Source organism: Microbacterium sp. GQ128 (genome assembly GCF_059758615.1).
Genome location: NZ_JCAXDY010000001.1, coordinates 21190 through 40682, shown reverse-complemented (window position 1 = coordinate 40682; position 19493 = coordinate 21190). Strand labels below are relative to the sequence as shown.

Here is a 19493-nt window from a genome sequence, read left to right as displayed (position 1 = left end):
AGGAGTACCTCCCATGTCCGAACCGCAGACGACCGCCACGGTCGCCGACCCCGCCGCGAAGAGGTCGGTACGCGACCTCGTGCGCGCCGCCATCTCGGGGTGGCTCGGCACCGCCCTCGAGTTCATGGACTACCAGCTCTACTCGCTGGCAGCCGCGCTCGTCTTCGCCGACCTGTTCTTCTCCTCCGAGAACCCGGCCGTCGCCGTCGTCGCCGCGATGGCCACCTACGGTGTCGGCTACGTCGCCCGCCCGGTGGGTGCGTTCTTCTTCGCACGACTCGGTGACAAGACCGGTCGCACGAAGGTGCTGTTCTACACGATCCTCCTGATGGGTCTCGCGACCACCCTCATCGGCTTCCTGCCGACGTACTCGCAGGTGGGCGTGCTCGCGCCGATCCTCCTCGTGCTGCTGCGCATCGCGCAGGGCTTCGGTGCCGGAGCCGAGATCTCGGGTGCCGGCGTCATGCTCGCCGAGTACGCGCCGGCCAAGCGTCGCGGCATCATCGCCTCGCTCGTCGCGCTCGGCACGAACTGCGGCACGCTGCTCGCCTCGGGCATCTGGGCCATCCTGCTCGTCGCGTACAGCGAAGACGAGGTCATCGCCTGGGCCTGGCGCATCCCCTTCATCGCCAGCGCCGTGATCATGCTCTTCGCGATCTGGGTGCGCTTCAACCTCAAGGAGACCCCGGTCTTCGAGGAGCGCGACGATGTCGTCGACGGCAAGGCCCTGTCCCGCGACGAGGCGATCCAGCTCGCCACCGAGACCGGCGACATCCGCACCCTCGAGGCGATGCAGCGCAAGCCCTGGAAGGCGTTCTCGATCGCGCTCCTGCTGCGCTTCGGCCAGGCCGGCAACTCCGGCATGATCCAGACCTACCTGATCAGCTACATCACCGTCGTGCTGCTGCTGGACCGCTCGATCGGCGTGAACGCCGTGATCGTCTCGTCTCTCGTCGCCTTCATCACGGTGCCGCTCTCGGGCTGGCTCGGCGATCGCTTCGGCCGCAAGCGCATGTACATGGTCTGGGCGATCATCGCGCTCATCATCATCGTCCCGACGATGCTGATGATCAGCAGCAAGGACACCGTGCAGGTCTTCGTCGGCTACGTCGTGCTGCACAACCTCGCCGTGATGAGCTTCGCGTCGCTCGAGAACCTCACGCTCCCGGAGCTCTTCGGATCGCGCAACCGCTACACGTTCACCGCCATGGCACGCGAGATCGCCGCCATCGTCGCGACCGGCGCGGGCCCCGTCATCGCCGCGGCATGGGTGTCGGCCGTCACCGGCTCGTTCATCCCGATCATCATCATGCTCTTCATCTTCACGCTGTGCGCCCTCATCGCCTCGATCTGGATGCCGGAGGTCGCCGGTCGCGACCTCACGGATCCGCGCGACGCGATCTGATCGCCCTGCCCGTAACGACCAGGGGTGCGGACGCCCGAACGTCCGCGCCCCGCACCTCGCCCCGCATCTTCAGGAGAACGACATGACCATCGAGATCGTCGACGTCAACATCACCAGCCCCGGACGGAACTTCGTCACGCTCAAGATCACGACCTCCGACGGCATCGTCGGCCTGGGCGACGCCACCCTCAACGGACGTGAGCTCGCCGTGGCGTCGTACCTCTCCGATCACGTCGCCTCGATGCTCGTCGGCCGCGACGAGGACAGGATCGAAGACACCTGGCAGTACCTCTACCGCGGGCCGTACTGGCGCCGCGGACCGGTGACCATGGCGGCGATCGCCGCGGTCGACATGGCCCTCTGGGACATCAAGGCCAAGAAGGCCGGGATGCCGCTGTACCAGCTGCTCGGCGGCGCGAGCCGCGATGGCGTCCGCGTCTACGCGCACGCCTCCGGCACCGACTACGCCGCCCTCAAGAACGCGATCACCGGTTACGAGGAGCTCGGCTACACCGCCGTGCGCGTGCAGACCGGTGTGCCCGGCCTCGGCCAGATCTACGGCGTCTCGGCTACCGGACCCGGTGTGCGCTACGACTACGAGCCCGCCAAGCGCTCGGGTGACCGCCCGAGCGAGGAGACGTGGGACACGCGAAGCTACCTGAACCACATGCCCGGGATCTTCTCGCAGATCCGCGAGGACTTCGGCACCGACCTGCGCATCCTCCACGATGGACACCACCGGATGTCGCCGATCGAGGCCGCACGCTTCGCGAAGGACATCGAGCCCTACGACCTGTTCTGGCTCGAGGACTGCACCCCGGGCGAGGACCAGAGCGCACTGCGCCTCGTGCGCCAGCACTCGACGACACCGCTCGCGATCGGCGAGGTCTTCAACTCGGTCTACGACTACCAGACCCTCATCACCGAGCGCCTGATCGACTACGTGCGCTCGGCCGTGACCCACACCGGTGGCATCACGGCCATGAAGAAGCTGCTCGACTTCGCCGCGATCTACGGCATCCGCTCCGGCATCCACGGTCCCACCGACATCTCCCCCGTCGGCATGGCCGCGGCTCTGCACCTCGACCTCGCGATCCACAACTTCGGCATCCAGGAGTACATGCCCCACAACGCGCAGACGCTCGAGGTGTTCCAGACCTCCTTCACCTTCGACAAGGGCTTCTTGCACCCCGGCGACAAGCCCGGTCTGGGCGTCGACCTCGACGAGGATGCCGCCGCCGGCCACGAGTACACCAAGGCCTACCTGCCGGTGAACCGTCTGCTCGACGGGACCGTCCATGACTGGTGAGGCCCTGACTGGTGAGGCCATGACTGGTGAGGTCCGCCGGGTCGCCCTCCCGCAGCGCACGGTCGACTCGCGCCTGGTCGTGGTCGCCCGCGCGAAGCGGGCCGAGGACTACGACGCCGTGCTCGATGTGCTGGTGGACGCGGGTATCCGCAGCGTCGAGCTGACGCTGACCACGCCGGGGACGTTCGAGCACTTCCCGCAGCTGCTCGCGCGGTTCGGCGACGCGATCGACCTCGGTATCGGCACCGTGACGAACACCCTCGACCTCTCGCAAGCGATCGAGGTGGGCGCGACGTATCTCGTGACCCCGATCACCTCGGCCGATTTCGTCACCCAGGCGACGGATGCCGGAGTGCCGATCATTCCGGGCGGCCTGACCCCGACCGAGCTGTTCGCGTCGTGGTCGACGGGCGCCTCGGCCGTGAAGATCTTCCCCGCGGGGCAGGTCGGTCCCGGCTACCTCAAGGACCTGCGCGGACCCTTCCCCGATCTCGTCGCTGTCCCGTCGGGCGGCGTCGATCTCGCGGGCGCTTCGGCCTGGCTGCAGGCGGGCGCGGCGGCCGTGAGCGTGGGCGGTCCACTTCTCGGCGATGCCTTCTCGGGCGGAGACCTGCGTGCTCTGCGCGATCGGGCGATGGCCTTCGTCGAGGTGTGCGCGAACTGATTCTGCGCCGCCCGCGTTATCCGATGACCTTGCCCGGGTTGAGGATGCCGGCGGGGTCGAGGGCGGCCTTGATCGCTCGATGCATGTCGAGGGCGGCGGGAGCGAGCTCGGACACGAGGCCCTTGCGTTTGAGCAGGCCCACGCCGTGCTCGCCCGTGACCGTGCCCCCGAGCGCGAGCGCCGCGTCGATGATCTCGCTGAATGCCTGCTCCGCGCGAGCGCGAGCCGCGTCGTCGCCGGCGGGGACGACCAGGAGCGGATGCAGGTTCCCGTCGCCCGCATGAGCGATGTTGGCGATGAGCACGTCGTTCGCGAGCCCGATGGCCTCGATGCGGCCGAGCATCTCCGGGACCGCGCCTTTCGGGACGCACACGTCTTCGGTCAGGACGGGACCCAGGCGCTCGAGGGCCGGATACGCCAGGCGTCGGGCGGCGAACAGCGCCTCTCCCTCGGCCTCGTCCGTGCTCCGGTCGGCCCAGGTGGCACCACCGCGCTCGAACGCCGCCAGCAGCGCTGCCGCCTCCTCTTCGCCGGCGGCGCCCGGGGTGTCCACGCGCCCGAGCAGGACGACCGCGGCATCCGCGGAGAGCCCCATGTTCTTCCAGTCGTCGACCGCGCGCAGACAGTTGCGGTCGATCAGCTCCAGCGCCGACGGCGTGAGTCCGGCCGCCGCGACCTCGCGCACGGCCTCCCCCGCGGCGGTGAGCGAGTCGAAGAACCCGGCGACGGTCTGCTCGGGCGGGCGCGCCGGCCGCAGTCGCACCGTGATCTCGGTGACGATGCCGAGTGTCCCCTCGGAACCGACGAGGAGTCCGGTGAGGTCGTACCCCGCGACACCCTTCGCGGTGCGGCGGCCCAGACGGACGAGCTCTCCAGCGCCGGTCACGACCTGCATCCCGAGCACGTAGTCCCGGGTGACGCCGTACTTCACGCAGCACACCCCGCCCGCGTTCGTCGCGACGTTACCGCCGATGGTCGACCACGGCGAGCTGGCCGGATCGGGCGGATACCAGAGGCCGTTCTCGGCGACGCGTGCCCGGAGGTCGTCGTTGACCACCCCGGGCTGCACGACGGCGAGTCGCTCGAGTTCGTCCACTTCGAGCACGGCGTTCATCCGCTCCAGAGAGATCATGACGCTGCCGGCGAGCGCGTTGGCGCCGCCGGAGAGCCCCGTGCCCGCCCCGCGGGCGACGACCGCCGTGCCATGGCGCAGACATGCGCGCACCACCGCCTGCACCTCTTCGGGGGTGCGCGGCCGCACGAGGCAGGCCGGCAGCGACCACTCCGCCCACTCGGCGTCATCGTGCGCGTAGCTCTCGAGCACGTCCGGGTCCGTCGTGAGACGGTCGGCGGGCAGGACCGCCGCGAGGTCGGCGAGGAGCGCGGACTCACTCACGGTCGTCGTCGCCCGCAGCGGATGCCGAGCGCGTGTGGCAGGTCTTCAGATAGCTCAGGAACGATGCCTGCAGCCCCGTGAGATGGGTCTCGTGCAGCATGGCCTTCGAGATCCCTTCGGAGCGCCCCTGGGCATGCAGCTCTTCGATGACCGTGAGCAGATTGCGTCCGATCTCCCGATAGATCGGGATCGCTCCGAACAGCTCGGCTTCGTTGAGTGTGACGTGCAGCTGCTGCAGGGAAGAGACGGGGTCACGCTGCGGAAGGGCGGCGATCAGGGGGAACACCTGGCTGTCCGTGGCCGCGACACCCGGGCTGCCGGCGCCGAACGTCGCGAACGGAGGCGTCTCACGCAGCCAGGCGTACAGGGCGAAGAGGCCGCCGTAGGAATAGCCGAAGAGGCCGTGGCCGGTCTCGCTGACGCGGACCTTCGACTGCAGGAGGGGGTGAAGCTCCTCCGTCAGGAACTCGAGGAAGACGTCGGCATGGGTGTCGGCCAGCTGGGCGAGATAGGCGTCCACGTGCTCCGGCGTCATCGCCCCGGAATCGCGGGCGGCCGCGAGCGTCCTCCGCATCTCGTCGCCCACGGGTTCTCCCGGCGGTACGAGATCGCGGTTGCGGAGCTGTGCCCACTGCGCGGCCTCTTCGCCCGCGTAGCCGACGCTGACCTGGATGTAGGGGGCGATCGAGAGGTACGGGTCGGCCTGGGTCACGATGAGCGGCGCGGTCAGCCCGACGGACCAGTTGCCGTCCACGACATAGATCAGGGGCAGGGAGTCGGCGGACTCCGCATAGCCCGGGGGCGTGGTCACCCACACGGCGTAGCGGTGTCCCGACCGTGCCGTGACCTCCAGGTACTCCGTGTCGGCCAAGCAGCCGTTCAGCATCGCGCTCACTGGGTGTCTCCCTTCATGATGCGGCCGGCCTTCACGACGAAGGCGGCCATGTCCGGATCCGCGAAGACGCGGGCGTCGTCGAGCGGGTTCCGCTGCCAGGCGACCATGTCGGCCGCCATCCCCACGCGGAGCATTCCGACGGTGTCGCCGATGCCGAGGATGCCGGCGTTGACGCTGGTGGCGGAGACGAGCGCCTGCATGGGCGACTCCAGCTCGGCACGCAGTCGCAGCTCCTCGCCTCGGCGGTACTGCTCGGGGCCGAGGAGGTCGGAGCCGAGCCCGATCCGCACGCCCGCTGCGCGGGAGATCTCGAGCGCGGTCGCCATGCGGCGACGGGCGCCGGCCAGACGATCGCGGGTCGACGGATCCACGTCGAGGCTCCCCGGATCCATGATCTGCTCGACCACGGCGAACGTCGGGACGAGTGCCACATCGTGCTCGCGCATCAGCTGCGCGGTCGGCTCGTCGATGTCGGTGCCGTGCTCCACACAGCGCACACCCGCCAGGACGGCGTTGCGGATGCCCGCGTTGTTGTGCGCGTGCACGGTCACGTAGGTGCCGCGCGCGGCGGCCTCCTCCACCGCGACCGCGATCTCGGCCGACGTGAACTGCGTGTCGTCGAGGCGGTCGTGGCCCCCGACGACACCTCCCGTGACGCACAGTTTCAGGAAGGTCGCACCGCGGCGGAAAGACTCCCGGACGTTGCGTCGCAGTTCATCGGCGTTGCCCGACATGAGGGAGAGGGCGGCGAGGCCGGGGATGTGGTGCGTCTCCCACAGCTCGGTGGGCTCCCACGCGGCGCCGTAGTAGCCGTGTCCACCGGTCTGGCACTGCACCGGGCCGCACGACAGCACCCGTGGGCCACGCACCTTGCCGTTGGCGATGACCTCGACCACTCCCCGGTCGATGCCACCGGTGTCGCGCACCGTGGTGAAACCCGCGTCGAGGGTGCGGCTCGCCGTGAGGAAGATGTCGGCGGCGATCTCGGCGGCGGAGAGCTGGAACCCGAACTGCGCGCGGATCGGGCTCGAGAGTCCGAAGTGCACGTGTGCGTCGATCAGGCCGGGCGTCAGCAACATGCCGTCGAGGTCGACGGTGGCCGCTCCCGCCGGGGCGGTTCCGATCCGGGTGATCACTCCGTCCGCGACGCACACGTCCGCGGGCGAAGGCTCGGCACCGGACCCGTCGGCGATGATCCCGCCTGCGAACCAGATCTCGGTCATGACGCCTCTTCCGAGAACGACTGCGTCCTCAACAGTGGTGAATTGGTTGTGCGCTAACGTACTCAACAGTGGTGAAGATGTCAACGGAGGCAACATGCGAGCACCGGTGGGCGAAGGAAAAGCGCGGCTCCTGCATGCGCTGTTCGACGAGTTCGGCGAGAACGGGCCCAGCCCGAACCTGTCGATGCGCCAGGTGGCCGAGCGTCTCGGCGTGCACCACACGCTGCTGACCTACCACTTCGGTTCGCGGCCGGGCCTGCTCAGCGCGGTGCTCTCCGAGGCGCGCCGCCGCGACAACCTCATGATCGCGGCGACGAGCGAGGGCCTCGGTTTCGTCGAGCTGTTCCGGGCGATCTGGGGCTTCTATTCGAGCCCGGCGCAGGAGGAGAGGACCCGTGCGTTCTTCCACCTGATCGGGCTGGCTGTGTACGAACGCGGCGCCTACGACGAGTTCGTCGCCGACCTCGACGATCTGACGCGTCTCCTCGAAGCAGCTGCCCGTCGCGACGGCTTCACAGCACCGGATGCCGCGCAGTCGAGCCTCGTCGCGGTCGCGGGTATGCGCGGACTGCTGCTGCAGCGACTGCTCAGCCCGTCCGCGGAGGTGGATGCCGCCGCAGACCGTTTCATCGCATCGTTCACGAAGGAGTCGACAGCATGACCCAGGGCTACTCTCACATCGTCATCGGCGCCGGAGCCATCGGATCCGCGGCCGCCTACTGGTTGACAGAGGCCGGTGCAGAACGCGTCCTCGTGCTGGAGCAGTTCGAGCTCGGCCATGCCTTCGGCTCGTCCGGTGACCACTCTCGGATCATCCGTCGGGCGTACCACCGCGAGGAATACACCCGGCTCACGGATGCGATGTTCGCCGCCTGGGCTCAAGTCGAGGAGCGTTCCGGCCTGCAGGTCTACACGAAGACCGGCGGGATCGACCTCGCGGCCGCCGGGAGCGCCGGTGCGGAGGAGATCGACGCATATCGCCGGGCGATGGATGCCGCAGGGATCGACTACGACGAACTGACGATCGACGACATCCGCGCGCAGTACCCGCAGTGGAACGTGACGGATGACACGATCGGCATTCATCAGGCGGATGGCGGCATCCTCGACATCCGCCGGTCGGTGTCCGCCCATGTGTCGCTCGCCCGAGCCGCCGGGGTCGAGTTCCGCTCGGGCGTGGTCGTGACCGGTGTGCGGATCGACCCGGACGGAGTCACGGTCACGACGTCGGAGGGTTCGTTCGACGGCGGCCACCTCGTCGTCGCCGCCGGCTCGTGGCTGGGCGACCTCATGCCCGACCTCGGCCTCTCCTTCGATCTCACCCTGAGTCAGGAGCAGGTCGGGTACTTCTCCTCATCGCACCTCGCGGACTTCACTCCGGACAGATTCCCCATCTGGATCCATCACGCCGACGAAGTTCACTACGGGTTCCCGGTCTACGGTGAAGCGGCGGTCAAGATCGCCCGGGACATGCGCGGTCGCTTCATCTCGTCCTCCGAGCGGACGTTCGTCCCCGACGACACGGAGCCGCTGCTGCTCCACGACTTCCTCCGGGAGCACCTTCCGGCCGCCGCCGGTCCGCTGCTGGTGAGCAAGACCTGCGTGTACGACATGCCGGCCGACCGGGACTTCGTACTCGACACCGTGCCCGGCCATCCCCACGTCGCGGTGTTCAACGGAGCCGGCCACGCGGGCAAGTTCGCGAGCCTGATGGGGCGGATCCTCGCCGACCTGCTGACCGTCGGCCGCACGGAACACGACATCTCCGCGTTCAGTCTGCGACGTCCGGCGATCGTCGACCCCGACTTCGTCCCCGTCTTCCGGCTGGGAGATACCTTCGGAGGCCGCTGAACGCAACGGCCTTCTCGGAGAGTCGATCGCCGATCCGTCCCGCGCTCAGCGCCGACACGGCACGCGATCTATCCCGGGATCACACTCGGGAGGAGTCGCGGCGCGGGGGGCAGCGCGCCGTGCCGGCCCGAGGCGCGCAGTCCGTCGATCACGAGCGCCGCGTAGCGACGGGCGGTCCGAGTGCGTTCCCCCTCCGTCGTGCGCGAGAGTCCACGCGCCGCGAGCAGGACGATGAGGAAATCGTCCAGGACGAAGTCATCGCGGAGCGCGCCGGCTTCGATGGCACGACGAGCCACGGTGACGATCCCTCGCACTGCGTCCTCGCGATGCGCTCGGAAGTCGACGGCCTCCGGGTAGGCGGAGACGAACGCGTCCGTGAAGCCCTGGTTCCGGGCATTGAGCACGAGGAGACGCTCGATGATGCTGCTGAACCCCCGCCACGGGTCGGTGTCGGCGACGCCGTCGACCACGATGGACCGACAGTCGCGGAGTTCGTCCACGAAGGCGGCGCGCACGAGATCGGCTTTCGTGGGGAACCGCCGGTAGAGGGTGGCCGGGCCCACGCCGGCGCGCCGGGCGATCTGCCGCATCGTCACCTCGAGGCCGTCGGTGGCGAACAGTTCGCGGGCCGCGTCGATGATGCGGTCGCGGTTCTCCTGGGCGTCCGAGCGCAGATCCTGAGGCAGAGTCGTGGACATCTGTCTCACTTTACTCAAGTGGACGCAGGCGTCCGTTACGTTTCCGAAGGCGGGTCCGACCTCCCGCCGCGAAACGGAGTGCACCCATGCGCGCAGTGATCATCCGGACCTTCGGCGACCCGAGTGGCATGGAGGTGACGGACCTTCCCATCCCGACGCCCGGAGCCGGCGAGGTGCTCGTGCGAACGGAGGCGATCGGCGTCGGCGGGGTCGATGTCGTGATCCGTCGAGGAGGGATCGCCGAAGCGACACGCGACTCGGGGATGATCCCCGGAAGCGAAGCGGCCGGAGTCGTGACGGCGACGGGAGCCGGCGTCGACCCGGCATGGGTCGGTCGACGCGTCTGGGCGTTCACCGGAATCTCGGGCGGGTACGCCGAGTACGTGATCGCACGCGCCGACGACATCGTCGCGCTGCCGGCCGAACTCACGTCCGTCCAAGCGGTGACGCTCGGCAGCGCTGCACCCGTCGCGCACTTCGCGCTCGAACGCGCCCGCCTCGTCGAGGGCGAATCCGTGCTCGTGCGGGGTGCCGCCGGGAGCATCGGCTTGGCCGCCGTAGAGCTGGCCGCTCGCGCTGGCGCCAGGACCATCGCCGTCACCACGTCATCCCCCGAGCGCGGGGAGCGGCTGCGGGCGTTCGGCGCCACCCACGTGCTCGACCGCGCCGGCACGGGAGTGCCGGAAGCCCCGGACGAGTTCGACGTCATCCTCGACATCGTCGGCGGCCCCGATCTTCCCCGGTTCATCGAGCGGCTCGCGCCCAACGGCCGCCTGATCGCCGTGGGCGTCGTCGGCGGGTTCCCGCCCGCGGACTTCGGCACGGTGCTTCTGTCCCGGTTCCGCCGATCGATCACCTTCGGAACGCTCAGCCTCGACACCGTGCCGCGCGACGAGCTCGCGCGGGTGCGACGCGAGATGTTCGGCGACGCCGTTCGAGGTGTCCTCTCCCCCGTGATCCACGACACGCTCCCGCTGAGCGACGCGGCCCAGGCGCACCGCCTCATGGATGCCGGCCATGTGTTCGGGCGTATCGTGCTCGTGCCCTGAGCGGGATCCGGCCGTGTGGGGCGACGCATCTGAGGCGTCGCCCCACTCGTCCCGAACGCGGCTTTCGATGGCGCCCGGCGTCAGGAAGCGCCGAGCAGTGCAGTCATCTGGGCATAGAACACGGCAGGGTCTCCCGCGAGCGACGCTTTCACCATCGCCGACCAGTCATCGACGATCACCTCGATCGAGCCCGCGGCGAGGCCGTCGAGTGACCGGCGGGCCACGTCACGAGGATCGATCTTGGGCCCGTCGTAGTCGGCCATGAGATCGGTGTCCGCGGCGCCCAGGTGCACGCCCTGCACGAGTGTTCCCTGACCGGCGAGCTCGAGGCGAACACCGTTGGTCATGTTCCACGCCGCAGCCTTCGCGGCGGCGTACCCTCCCGCCGCCGGGGAGGAGAACCACGAGAGCGCGGAGAGCACGTTCACGATCGCGCCGCCGCCGTTCGCGGAGAGCACCGGCGCGAATTCGCGGATGACGTCGAGGGTGCCCCAGAGATGAGTGTCCATCTCGCGACGCAACTCCGCCAGGTCGCCGGCGACGAGAGCGGCGCCGGTGGATATTCCGGCGTTGTTCACGACGAGCGTGGTGTCCTGAGCGACGGCGGCGGCCGCGACGATGGAGTCGTGGTCGAGCAGGTCGAGCTTCAGCGGCACCACGCGCGCGTCTCCGAAATCGAGCGTCTCAGGACGACGAGCTGTCGCATAGACGGTCTGTGCGCCGCGATCGAGCAGTTCGAGAACGAACTGGCGTCCGATCCCTCGGTTCGCTCCGGTGACGAGGGCGATCTGGTCGGTGACGTTCATGGGTTCCTGCCTCTGTGGGGTTCTGCGTTCTCCGGCCCGATCGAGCCGACGGGCTCTACGCTAGAACTTGACGTTGACGTCAAGGTCAAGTGCAGTGCGGAACGAGGAGGAGCACGGATGCGGATCGGCGAGGTGGCGTACCAGGCAGGAGTCAGCACGAGAGCGCTCCGTTACTACGAGGAGCAGGGGCTGCTGTCGTCGGAGCGCACACCGAGCGGCCAGAGGGACTATGCCGCGTCGGCCGTGGAACGCGTCCGACTTCTTCAGCAGTTCTTCACCGCCGGAGTCCCGAGTCGCACGATCGCGCAACTGCTGCCGTGCGTCGACACCGGCCACGGATCCCCGGAATCCTTCGCCCTGCTGGCCGCGGAACGCGATCGCATCACCGACGCCATCGAGGGTCTCATCGCCGCCCGCGATGCCCTGGACCACATCATAGATATCGCCCACCACCCCACCCCGGAACACTGCCCAGCGCTTCGCCACCCCGATGGGGAGCACGACCAGACGATCGACGTGGCGGCAACCGCACGCGCGTAGTGAGCGGTGACCGCGGAGCGTCCCGGCGCCGAGTGGCCTTGCCGGAGGCGCTGAAGGCGCTCGGGAAAGCAGAAGAGGGACCAGCCTCCGGCCGGTCCCTCTTCTGCTTTGTGGTGGGCTGTTGGCACAACCACCTGTGGTGCGGATCAACGCTCCGCTGTCCTCAGGTCTTTCCTGTTGTTGCGCCTGGGTTTTCCTGCGACAAGCACGAGTGGACCAGATAGGGCGCGTTCACCTTTAGCAGCCACGAGGCTGAAGGATCTTCCGGCGCCAGTGAGGGTGCTCCACGACCGCCGCATTCCCGGCAGCCGCGCGAATACCGACCATATCGCGATCGCCCTCCGGCGTGTGTGGGTCATCGGCGCCAGAAGGTACAAGGGCAAGCGCCCTCCCTGCAGATCGACGGCGGCATCCTCCGCCCCCGCACCGAGGCCCTGCGTATCGGCGGTCGCGACGGGACCAAGCTCGTCGAGGGTGCCCTCAACCAGCGAAACCTCGTGCAGTATGCCCAGCGTTCGATCAACCGTCGGCGTCCCTCGATCGACAGTGGCGCGTTCGGGTGGCCAACTTCAGTCTGCTTTCGACGTCGTACCCAGGCGGCCCGATCCGAGAGCGGCGGCGTCACGTCGCGCTCTCGTGGCTGCATGGCGGCTGAGCGCCCAGGTGAGTAGCCCGCAGAGGGCGAAGCTTGCGCCGAGAACAGCACTTCCTGTCCACCCTGAAGTGGAGTAGATCGTGGTGGTGGCGGTCGCGCCGAGTGCGGAGCCGAGCGAGTAGAAGATCATATAGCCGCCGATGGCACTGCTGGTCTGCCCCGAGTACTTGGATCGGCTCGTTCTCCGCTGTCCCGATGAGGACGAGCTTGGGGCGCTGGCCGCCGTCGCTGCGGCGGGAGTGCACGAGCCGGGTGAGCGTCCGTATCTGACGCCGTGGACAGAGGAGTCGCCGCAGCAAACCGCGCTCAACGTCTTGCAGCAGCATTGGGCGCGGCGTGGGGAGTGGTCCAGCTCAGCGTGGGCCCTGGAATTGGGACTGTTCCGTGGTGGCGATCCCGTGGGCATGGTCGCCCTTCGAGCGAGGAACTTTCCGGTACTCCGCGAGGTTAGAACTGAGTCGTGGCTTGGCCTCCAACATCACCGGCAGGGACTCGGGACTGAGGCTCGTGCAGCGCTTCTCCACCTGGCCTTCGACGAGCTGGGTGCCCAAAGCGCCCTCAGTGAGGTGTTCCAAGACAACGCCGCTTCCCACGGGGTGTCGCGTCGACTTGGTTATCGCTCGGATGGCATCTCTCGGGATGATCGAGACGGGCAGGCCCTTGTCTCCGACCGGCTGCGGCTGGATAGAGATACGTGGTTCCGGGTTCAACGCCCGGCGGTCGCTGTCGAGGGACTCGCCCCTTGTCTACCGTTCTTCGGGATTTGACGCTGCCTAAGGCGCCGGTTGGCACCCTTGTGGCGCGGCGGCACGCAGCATCCGTTGGGCGATATCGGCGAGGGCCTGACGCACCTCTTCTCCTTCCAGCACCTCGAACTCGATGCCACTCATGCCGATGTATAGGGCGAACTCCTCGGGAGTGCGCGCCCCGGCGGTGAGGATGCTGGCATCGTCACCGCCGGCTTCGACCGAGGCGACCGTGGCGCCGAAGAGCCGTGAGACCTCCGCTGCGGGAGCGTGCATCTTCAGTCGCGCCCGGTAGGGGTACGGAGCTGTCGTGATGCTGCGCGCGGTGAACTCCCGCAATGCATCGTCGGGGATATCGCGTCTCGGGAAGACATCGCGGGCCAGGACGGGGCGGCGGATGCGGTCGACGCGCAGTGTTCGCCAGGCCTCGTGCTCAGGCACCCAGGCGATCAGATACCAGCGCGTCGTCGTGTGAACGATGCGATGCGGTTCGACGATGCGTTGCACCTCGACGCCATCGTGGCGCGTGTAGTCGATTCGGAGTCGCAGTCGACCGGCGATCGCGGAGGCCGCAGCCGTCACGATGTTCAGATCGATGTCCGGGCGCACCCGACCCGCGAGCGGCACCATCGCCTGCTCGACCTCGCTGATCTGTTGCCGTGTCGCCGACGACAGAGACTGCTCGAGCTTGGCCAGAGCTCGCGCCGCGGCGTCCTCCAGACCGGTGATCACGCTGCCTGCCGCAGCACGCAGTCCCACGGCGATGGCGACGGACTCGTCGGGGGCAAGCGCCAGCGGCGGGACCTCAGCGCCCGGTCCCAAGCGGTAGCCGCCGTGCCGTCCACGAGTCGCCTCGATCCCGTACCCGAGCTCGCGCAGATCGTCGATATCACGTCGGAGCGTGCGATCACTCACTTCGAGGCGTTTGCGGAGTTCCGCACCGCTCCACTCGCGTCGAACCTGCAAGAGGGAGAGGAGGGCGAGCGTGCGCCCGGTGGTTCGAGTCATGCCGTCAGCCTCCTTTCATATCAGGCCATATTATGGCCGTTTAGCTCGGGAGGATGAAGTCATGAACACCAACGAGACCGTCCGCCCCTTCCGCATCGACATTCCGGAGTCCGCCGTCGCAGACCTTCGCAGCCGGCTCGCCCGGGCGCGGTTCACGCCTCCGCTCCCCGTCGACGACCGCAGCACCGGCATCCCCGCGGCCGAACTGCAGACGCTGATCGCGCACTGGGCGGATCACGACTGGCGCGCGACCGAAGCGCGCCTGAACGCGTTCCCGCAGGTCATCACGACGATCGAGGGGCAGAACATCCACGCCGTGCATGTGCGGTCACCGCATCCGGAAGCGACACCGCTGCTGTTGATGCATGGATGGCCCGGGTCCTTCCTCGAGTTCGAGGCGCTGATCGGACCGCTCACCGATCCGACCGCTCACGGCGGCGACGCATCCGATGCGTTCGACGTGGTGATTCCGTCCCACCCGGGTTTCGGATTCTCCACGCCGCTCGTCGGCCGGGACTGGAAGCGCAGCGACATCGCCGCAACGATGCTCGAGCTGATGATGAGGCTCGGCTACGAGCGCTTCGCGGTACAGGGCGGTGACATGGGGGCGGGCGTCGCGCCGGAGATCGGGCGCCTCGCACCCGACCGCGTGATCGGCGTGCATGTCAACGGCTCTCTCGGCTCGTTCGTCGGCCAAGTCGATGAGGAGACGGCGGCGGCGCTGACTCCGCTCGAGCAGGATCGGCTGCGCCGGGTCGGTGAGTTCATGCAGAAGGAGTTCGGGTACATCGCGATCCAATCGACGCGGCCGGCTCTGATCGGAGCCATGACGGCGGACAGCCCCGTCGCGCAGTTCGCCTGGATCCACGACAAGTTCCAGGAGTGGACCCACCCCGCCGAGACACCCGTCGCCGAGATCCTCGGTGAGGGATTCCTGTTCGACAACGCCTCGCTGTACTGGTTCACGGCGACCGGAGGCTCGGCAGCCTATGTCGGTTACGCGCAGGACGCCGGCTGGGGTGCGGTGCCCACCAGTTCCGGCGTGCCCACCGCCGTGATCGTCTTCGCCCATGACGTTGGCTTGCGATTCGCCGAAGAGAAGGCGAACAACATCGTGCGCTGGACGGACGTCGAGGGGCGCGGCGGCCACTTCGCCGCACTCGAAGAGCCCGAAGCCCTCCTGGCGGACGTCCGCGAGTTCTTCCGAGCGCTGCGGTGATCACCGAGCGCCGAGGCGCCCAACCGAAGCGGAACGAGAGCGGCGCCGTCTCGAGGAAGTCATCGCCTGCCCGGACCACCCTTCTCCACCTCTGAAAGCATGGACCCATGACTCACCATCAGCTCGACCGCGCTGTTCACTGGCGAGGGCGAAACGTCGCCTGGGATCGATTCGGCGATGGTCCACCGCTCATCCTCCTGCACGGGACGCCGTGGTCGTCGGCACTCTGGCGCCCCATCGCCGACGCCCTCTCGTCGCGGTTCACGGTGTATCTCTGGGACATGCCGGGGTACGGTGCCTCCTCGAAAGATGCGGATCACCCCGTCGATCTCGGTGTCCAGGGCGAGCTGTTCGCGCACCTGTGCGACGTGTGGGACGTCCGACACCCGCACATCGTCGCGCACGATTTCGGTGGGGCGGTCGCGCTCCGCGCCAGGCTCCTGCACGGCATGACCTACGCGTCTCTCTGCCTGGTCGACGTCGTCGCGTTCTCGCCCTGGGGCTCGCCGTTCTTCCAACTCGTGAAGGAGCATGCAGAGGTCTTCGCCCAGCTGCCGCCTGCCGTGCACCGTGGAGCCGTCGAAGCCTATGTTCGAGGCGCGAGCTTCCGCGGACTCACCGAACAGGCGTTGGAGATGCTCGTCCAGCCGTGGACGGGACCAGATGGGCAGCCCGCGTTCTACCGCCAGATCGCTCAGGCCGATGAGCTTTACACCGACGAGGTGGAAGGCCGGTACGGCAACATCGACGAGCCCGTGCACATCGTCTGGGGTGTCGAAGACGCATGGATCCCGGCCGACCGCGCCACGCGACTTCAAGCGATGATCCCGCACGCTTCACTCGCAGAGGTCGCCGATGCCGGGCACCTCATCCAATGGGATGCGCCGGAAATGCTCACTGCCGAGCTCACGCGATGGCTGGAGCACAACCGATCTTGGCCCGACAGAGCAAGCCTCGATGACGCCGAGGGAATACATCCGATGAATGCGACGTCGTACCCGCTATCGCCCACTGAACAGGACATGGAGTAAAGATGCTTCCCTACAGACCACTCGGGGGGACGGGCATATCCGTGTCTCCCTTCACGCTCGGCACGATGATGTTCGGCGCGATCGGCAACGGCGACCACGACGATGCGGTGCGCATCATCCACTCCGCCCTCGACCGGGGGATCAACTTCGTCGACACCGCCGACATGTACTCCGCAGGTGAGTCCGAGATCATCGTCGGCAAGGCGCTCCGGGGGCGTCGGGATGCGGCCGTGCTCGCCACCAAGGGCCACTTTCCCCTCGACGAAGACCCGGCGCCGAACACCAGCGGCAACTCGCGGCGATACCTCATCCGCGCCGTCGACGCGAGCCTGAAGCGACTCGGCACCGACTACATCGACCTGTATCAGGTGCACCGGCCGGACTGGGACACGGACATCGAGGAGACGCTCGGAGTCCTGACGGACCTCGTCCGCGACGGCAAGATCCGTGCCTTCGGGAGTTCGACGTTCCCCGCGCACGAGATCGTGCATGCCGACCAGGTCGCCCGCGAGCGGCACCTCATGCGTTTCCGCACCGAGCAGCCGCCGTATAACATCCTGGATCGAGGGGCCGAGGCCGACGTCCTCCCCGTCGCCGAGCGGCTCGGCCTCGGCGTGCTCACCTGGAGCCCCCTGGCCTTCGGGTTCCTCACGGGCAGGTACCGCAAGGGCATCACGGTAGAGAACACCGGCCGCGCGGCGCTCCGACCCGCATGGTTCGACCCGAGCGACCCGACGACGGCGCGGAAGCTGGACGTCGTGGAGCAACTCGTCGAGGTCGCCGAGGGCATCGGTGTGACGCTCCCGGAACTCGCCGTGGCATTCCCCCTCGCCCACCGCGCGGTCACCTCGGTCATCATCGGACCCCGCACGATGTCGCAGCTGGACGCCGCGCTCGCCGGCTCCGACCTCGCTCTCGACGATGCCGTCCTCGACCGCATCGACGAGATCGTCACCCCCGGCGACCGGATCTACAACGCATCACCGCCGAGCTATCCCTGGCTCACCGACCCCGCACGACGTCGGCGCCGCTGAGTCCGGCGTTCGTCACGGCCCGAACAGGCCACGTCTTTCAGCGCCGCGGATGCGATGTCTGATTCCCGCCGGAGTTGAGCCCGCGACGCTGGTGGACTCGATCCATGACGATACTCCGACGCGATCCTCTCCCGAGCCGATTCACGCGCATCGCGTGGTCGAGCGTGACCACCCAGATGGCGGAGCAGATCGCGCTCGTCGCTGTGCCCCTGGCCGCCGTGCTGATGCTCGGCGCCGGGGCCACGGAGACAGCGTTGCTACAGGTCGCACAGACACTGCCCTTTCTCGTGCTCGCGCTGCCGTTCGGGCTCGTCATCGATCGAACCTCTCCGCAGCGGATCCTCCTCGCGTCAGAGCTGCTGCGCATGGCCACCCTCGGCGGGATCGTCGTGCTGATCGCGCTCGACGCGCTCTCCTTCGGCGCGCTCCTCGCCCTCAGCTGCGTGGGGGCGGTCGGGACCGTCGGTGTCAGCGTCGCGGTCCCCTCCTCGGTGCCGCGACTCGTGGCCTCCGGTCGCCTGATGGACGCGAACCGGTGGCTGGAGCTCGGAAGAAGCGCCGCATTCGTCAGCGGTCCGGTCCTCGCGGGTGCCATCGTCTCAGCGGCGGGTGCGGGCACAGCGCTCATCGTGGCCACCGTCGCGTGCGCGGCTGCGGCTGTGCTCTTGCTCCGACTCGACATCCCCCGAAGCGCACCATCGCCCCGCACCTCGGCGTGGAGCGAGGCCGCGCAAGGAATGAGATACGTGCTGACGCATCGGTACCTACGCCCGATGATCGCGACCTCGACCATCTTCAACATCGGGTGGTTCCTGATCCAGTCGGTGTTCGTCGTCTATGCATTGGACGGACTGGGGATGACACCCGCCACGGTGGGACTCGCGATGGGAGCCTACGGGGCGGGCATGGTCATCGGCGCCGCGCTCTCGCAGCCTCTCTCCCGGCGCCTTCGATTCGGCCTGATGACGGTGCTCGGACCGGCGGGCGGGTTCATCGCAGCCATCCTGATGGTCACCACCTTGTGGATTCCGTCTCCGGCTCTGGCGTTCGCCTCTTTCTTCCTCTTCGGACTGGGCCCCGTCCTCTGGACGATATCCACGACCTCGCTGCGGCAGGTAGTCACACCGAGACCGCTCATCGGTCGAGTGTCGTCGTTGGTCGTGGTCTCCACCTACGGCGCGCGACCCATCGGGGCCGGGCTGGGCGTCGGGATCTCGGCCTCGTTCGGCCTCGTCTGGTGCATCGCAGCCGCCGTGATCGTCTTCGCCCTGCAGCTGGTAGTCGTGCTCGCGTCCGCTCTGCCCGCCGTGAGAGAGCTTCCCGCATCGTCGGAGCCGTCACCCGCACCGGCGACGGGATGACGTTGCTTCCCCTCCGGTGCCAGAGCTTCGTCGCTTACGCCGTGCAAGCGGACGGCCTGCACGCCCCCGAGCCGGCCGGGGGCTACGTCACCTCAGCATCCTCCGAGGCGGTCGAACATCGTCGCCGACGACCACGCCGACTGACCAACAGGACCAGCTCGCGTTGACAACAATGCGCACCTGAGAGGCTCCGCTCACTGACGACGCCCGCCGGCGGCACGCTCGGCACGCTTCCCGCTACACCAGGACAATCGAACGCGCCCGAATACCGGGCGCGTTCGTGTTTTCGTCCCCAGAATCGTTCGGACTCGACTATCTGAACCCGGATCGACCTCGCAGACACAGAAAAGGGAAGGGCACCTGCTCGAAGCAGGTGCCCTTACCTTTTCTCTCGCTGTTCAGCAATCAGTATTGCCAACAGCCCTTGTGGTCGGGCTGACAGGATTTGAACCTGCGACCCCTTGACCCCCAGTCAAGTGCGCTACCAAGCTGCGCCACAGCCCGTTGTTCTGCACTCTCGCGCAGGCAACTCCCCTATCTTAGCCGCATCCCGACCCCCTCCGCGAACCGAGCCGTTGCGGGTTGTCGGATGCCGCGCGTACC

Annotated in this window: 18 protein-coding genes and 1 tRNA gene; 12 read left to right on the top strand and 7 right to left on the bottom strand. The window is 68.1% G+C overall.

The genetic code is table 11. The annotated features are described in order from the left end of the window. Positions 1–13 precede the first annotated feature (13 nt). From AC6CHX_RS00205 to AC6CHX_RS00195, 3 genes are all read left to right on the top strand, one after another. The gene (locus AC6CHX_RS00205) at positions 14–1405 is read left to right on the top strand and encodes an MFS transporter (protein WP_136042217.1); all 1392 of its coding nucleotides are present in this window, start codon (positions 14–16) and stop codon (positions 1403–1405) included. 82 nt (positions 1406–1487) lie between these two features. Beyond that, positions 1488–2714, top strand: coding sequence for a D-mannonate dehydratase ManD (manD, locus tag AC6CHX_RS00200; RefSeq protein ID WP_498271206.1), 1227 nt, complete (start codon positions 1488–1490; stop codon positions 2712–2714). A 19-nt stretch (positions 2715–2733) separates the two neighbouring features. Beyond that, a complete protein-coding gene (locus AC6CHX_RS00195) occupies positions 2734–3378 on the top strand; it encodes a bifunctional 4-hydroxy-2-oxoglutarate aldolase/2-dehydro-3-deoxy-phosphogluconate aldolase (RefSeq protein WP_498271205.1) in 645 nt (214 codons plus the stop codon). Between the two features lie 16 nt (positions 3379–3394). Here AC6CHX_RS00195 and AC6CHX_RS00190 read toward each other — a convergent pair whose 3' ends face one another. The 3 genes from AC6CHX_RS00190 to AC6CHX_RS00180 are packed head-to-tail and all read right to left on the bottom strand — an operon-like array spanning position 3395 to position 6892. Beyond that, positions 3395–4774, bottom strand: a complete 1380-nt coding sequence (locus AC6CHX_RS00190) for an FAD-binding oxidoreductase (protein ID WP_498271204.1) — start codon at positions 4772–4774, stop codon at positions 3395–3397. After that, a complete protein-coding gene (locus AC6CHX_RS00185) occupies positions 4767–5660 on the bottom strand; it encodes an alpha/beta hydrolase (protein ID WP_498272007.1) in 894 nt (297 codons plus the stop codon). The genes AC6CHX_RS00190 and AC6CHX_RS00185 overlap by 8 nt, the downstream gene beginning before the upstream one ends. Positions 5661–5665: 5 nt before the next feature. After that, positions 5666–6892, bottom strand: coding sequence for a metal-dependent hydrolase family protein (locus AC6CHX_RS00180; RefSeq protein WP_498271203.1), 1227 nt, complete (start codon positions 6890–6892; stop codon positions 5666–5668). 94 nt (positions 6893–6986) lie between these two features. Here AC6CHX_RS00180 and AC6CHX_RS00175 point away from each other — a divergent pair, with 94 nt between their 5' ends. Then, positions 6987–7553 (top strand): TetR/AcrR family transcriptional regulator, encoded by a 567-nt coding sequence (locus tag AC6CHX_RS00175; protein WP_498271202.1) that lies wholly within the window; start codon positions 6987–6989, stop codon positions 7551–7553. Next, positions 7550–8743 carry an N-methyl-L-tryptophan oxidase gene (solA, locus tag AC6CHX_RS00170; protein WP_498271201.1) on the top strand — a complete coding sequence of 398 codons (1194 nt, stop codon included), beginning with the start codon at positions 7550–7552 and terminating at the stop codon, positions 8741–8743. Before AC6CHX_RS00175 ends, solA begins: the two co-directional genes overlap by 4 nt. Before the next feature lie 68 nt (positions 8744–8811). Here the strand turns inward: solA and AC6CHX_RS00165 are convergent, their stop codons facing one another. Then, positions 8812–9441, bottom strand: coding sequence for a TetR/AcrR family transcriptional regulator (locus AC6CHX_RS00165; RefSeq protein ID WP_498271200.1), 630 nt, complete (start codon positions 9439–9441; stop codon positions 8812–8814). Between the two features lie 86 nt (positions 9442–9527). Between AC6CHX_RS00165 and AC6CHX_RS00160 the strand changes: the two genes are divergently transcribed. Continuing rightward, a complete protein-coding gene (locus AC6CHX_RS00160) occupies positions 9528–10490 on the top strand; it encodes a zinc-dependent alcohol dehydrogenase family protein (RefSeq protein WP_498271199.1) in 963 nt (320 codons plus the stop codon). A gap of 80 nt (positions 10491–10570) precedes the next feature. On the opposite strand, the gene AC6CHX_RS00155 is transcribed toward AC6CHX_RS00160, so the two are convergent. Next, a complete protein-coding gene (locus tag AC6CHX_RS00155; protein WP_498271198.1) occupies positions 10571–11296 on the bottom strand; it encodes an SDR family oxidoreductase in 726 nt (241 codons plus the stop codon). Between the two features lie 117 nt (positions 11297–11413). Between AC6CHX_RS00155 and AC6CHX_RS00150 the strand changes: the two genes are divergently transcribed. Together AC6CHX_RS00150 and AC6CHX_RS00145 are read left to right on the top strand one after the other, a co-directional pair. Further along, positions 11414–11836 carry a MerR family transcriptional regulator gene (locus AC6CHX_RS00150; RefSeq protein ID WP_498271197.1) on the top strand — a complete coding sequence of 141 codons (423 nt, stop codon included), beginning with the start codon at positions 11414–11416 and terminating at the stop codon, positions 11834–11836. 795 nt (positions 11837–12631) lie between these two features. Beyond that, the gene (locus AC6CHX_RS00145; RefSeq protein ID WP_498271196.1) at positions 12632–13258 is read left to right on the top strand and encodes a GNAT family N-acetyltransferase; all 627 of its coding nucleotides are present in this window, start codon (positions 12632–12634) and stop codon (positions 13256–13258) included. 6 nt (positions 13259–13264) lie between these two features. Here AC6CHX_RS00145 and AC6CHX_RS00140 read toward each other — a convergent pair whose 3' ends face one another. Further along, positions 13265–14245, bottom strand: a complete 981-nt coding sequence (locus AC6CHX_RS00140; protein WP_498271195.1) for a helix-turn-helix transcriptional regulator — start codon at positions 14243–14245, stop codon at positions 13265–13267. A 61-nt stretch (positions 14246–14306) separates the two neighbouring features. On the opposite strand from AC6CHX_RS00140, the gene AC6CHX_RS00135 reads away from it, so the two are divergent. The 4 genes from AC6CHX_RS00135 to AC6CHX_RS00120 all read left to right on the top strand — a co-directional run bounded on the left by AC6CHX_RS00135 (position 14307) and on the right by AC6CHX_RS00120 (position 18890). After that, positions 14307–15464: an epoxide hydrolase family protein gene (locus tag AC6CHX_RS00135; RefSeq protein ID WP_498271194.1), complete on the top strand. Its 1158-nt coding sequence runs from the start codon at positions 14307–14309 to the stop codon at positions 15462–15464. Positions 15465–15571: 107 nt separating this feature from the next. After that, positions 15572–16495 carry an alpha/beta fold hydrolase gene (locus tag AC6CHX_RS00130; protein WP_498271193.1) on the top strand — a complete coding sequence of 308 codons (924 nt, stop codon included), beginning with the start codon at positions 15572–15574 and terminating at the stop codon, positions 16493–16495. Positions 16496–16497: 2 nt separating this feature from the next. After that, on the top strand, positions 16498–17529 hold the full coding sequence (locus AC6CHX_RS00125; RefSeq protein ID WP_498271192.1) for an aldo/keto reductase: 1032 nt from the start codon (positions 16498–16500) through the stop codon (positions 17527–17529). 104 nt (positions 17530–17633) lie between these two features. Next, on the top strand, positions 17634–18890 hold the full coding sequence (locus AC6CHX_RS00120; RefSeq protein WP_498271191.1) for an MFS transporter: 1257 nt from the start codon (positions 17634–17636) through the stop codon (positions 18888–18890). Between the two features lie 427 nt (positions 18891–19317). Here the strand turns inward: AC6CHX_RS00120 and AC6CHX_RS00115 are convergent. Next, positions 19318–19394: transfer RNA gene (locus AC6CHX_RS00115), tRNA-Pro, on the bottom strand. Positions 19395–19493 lie beyond the last annotated feature (99 nt).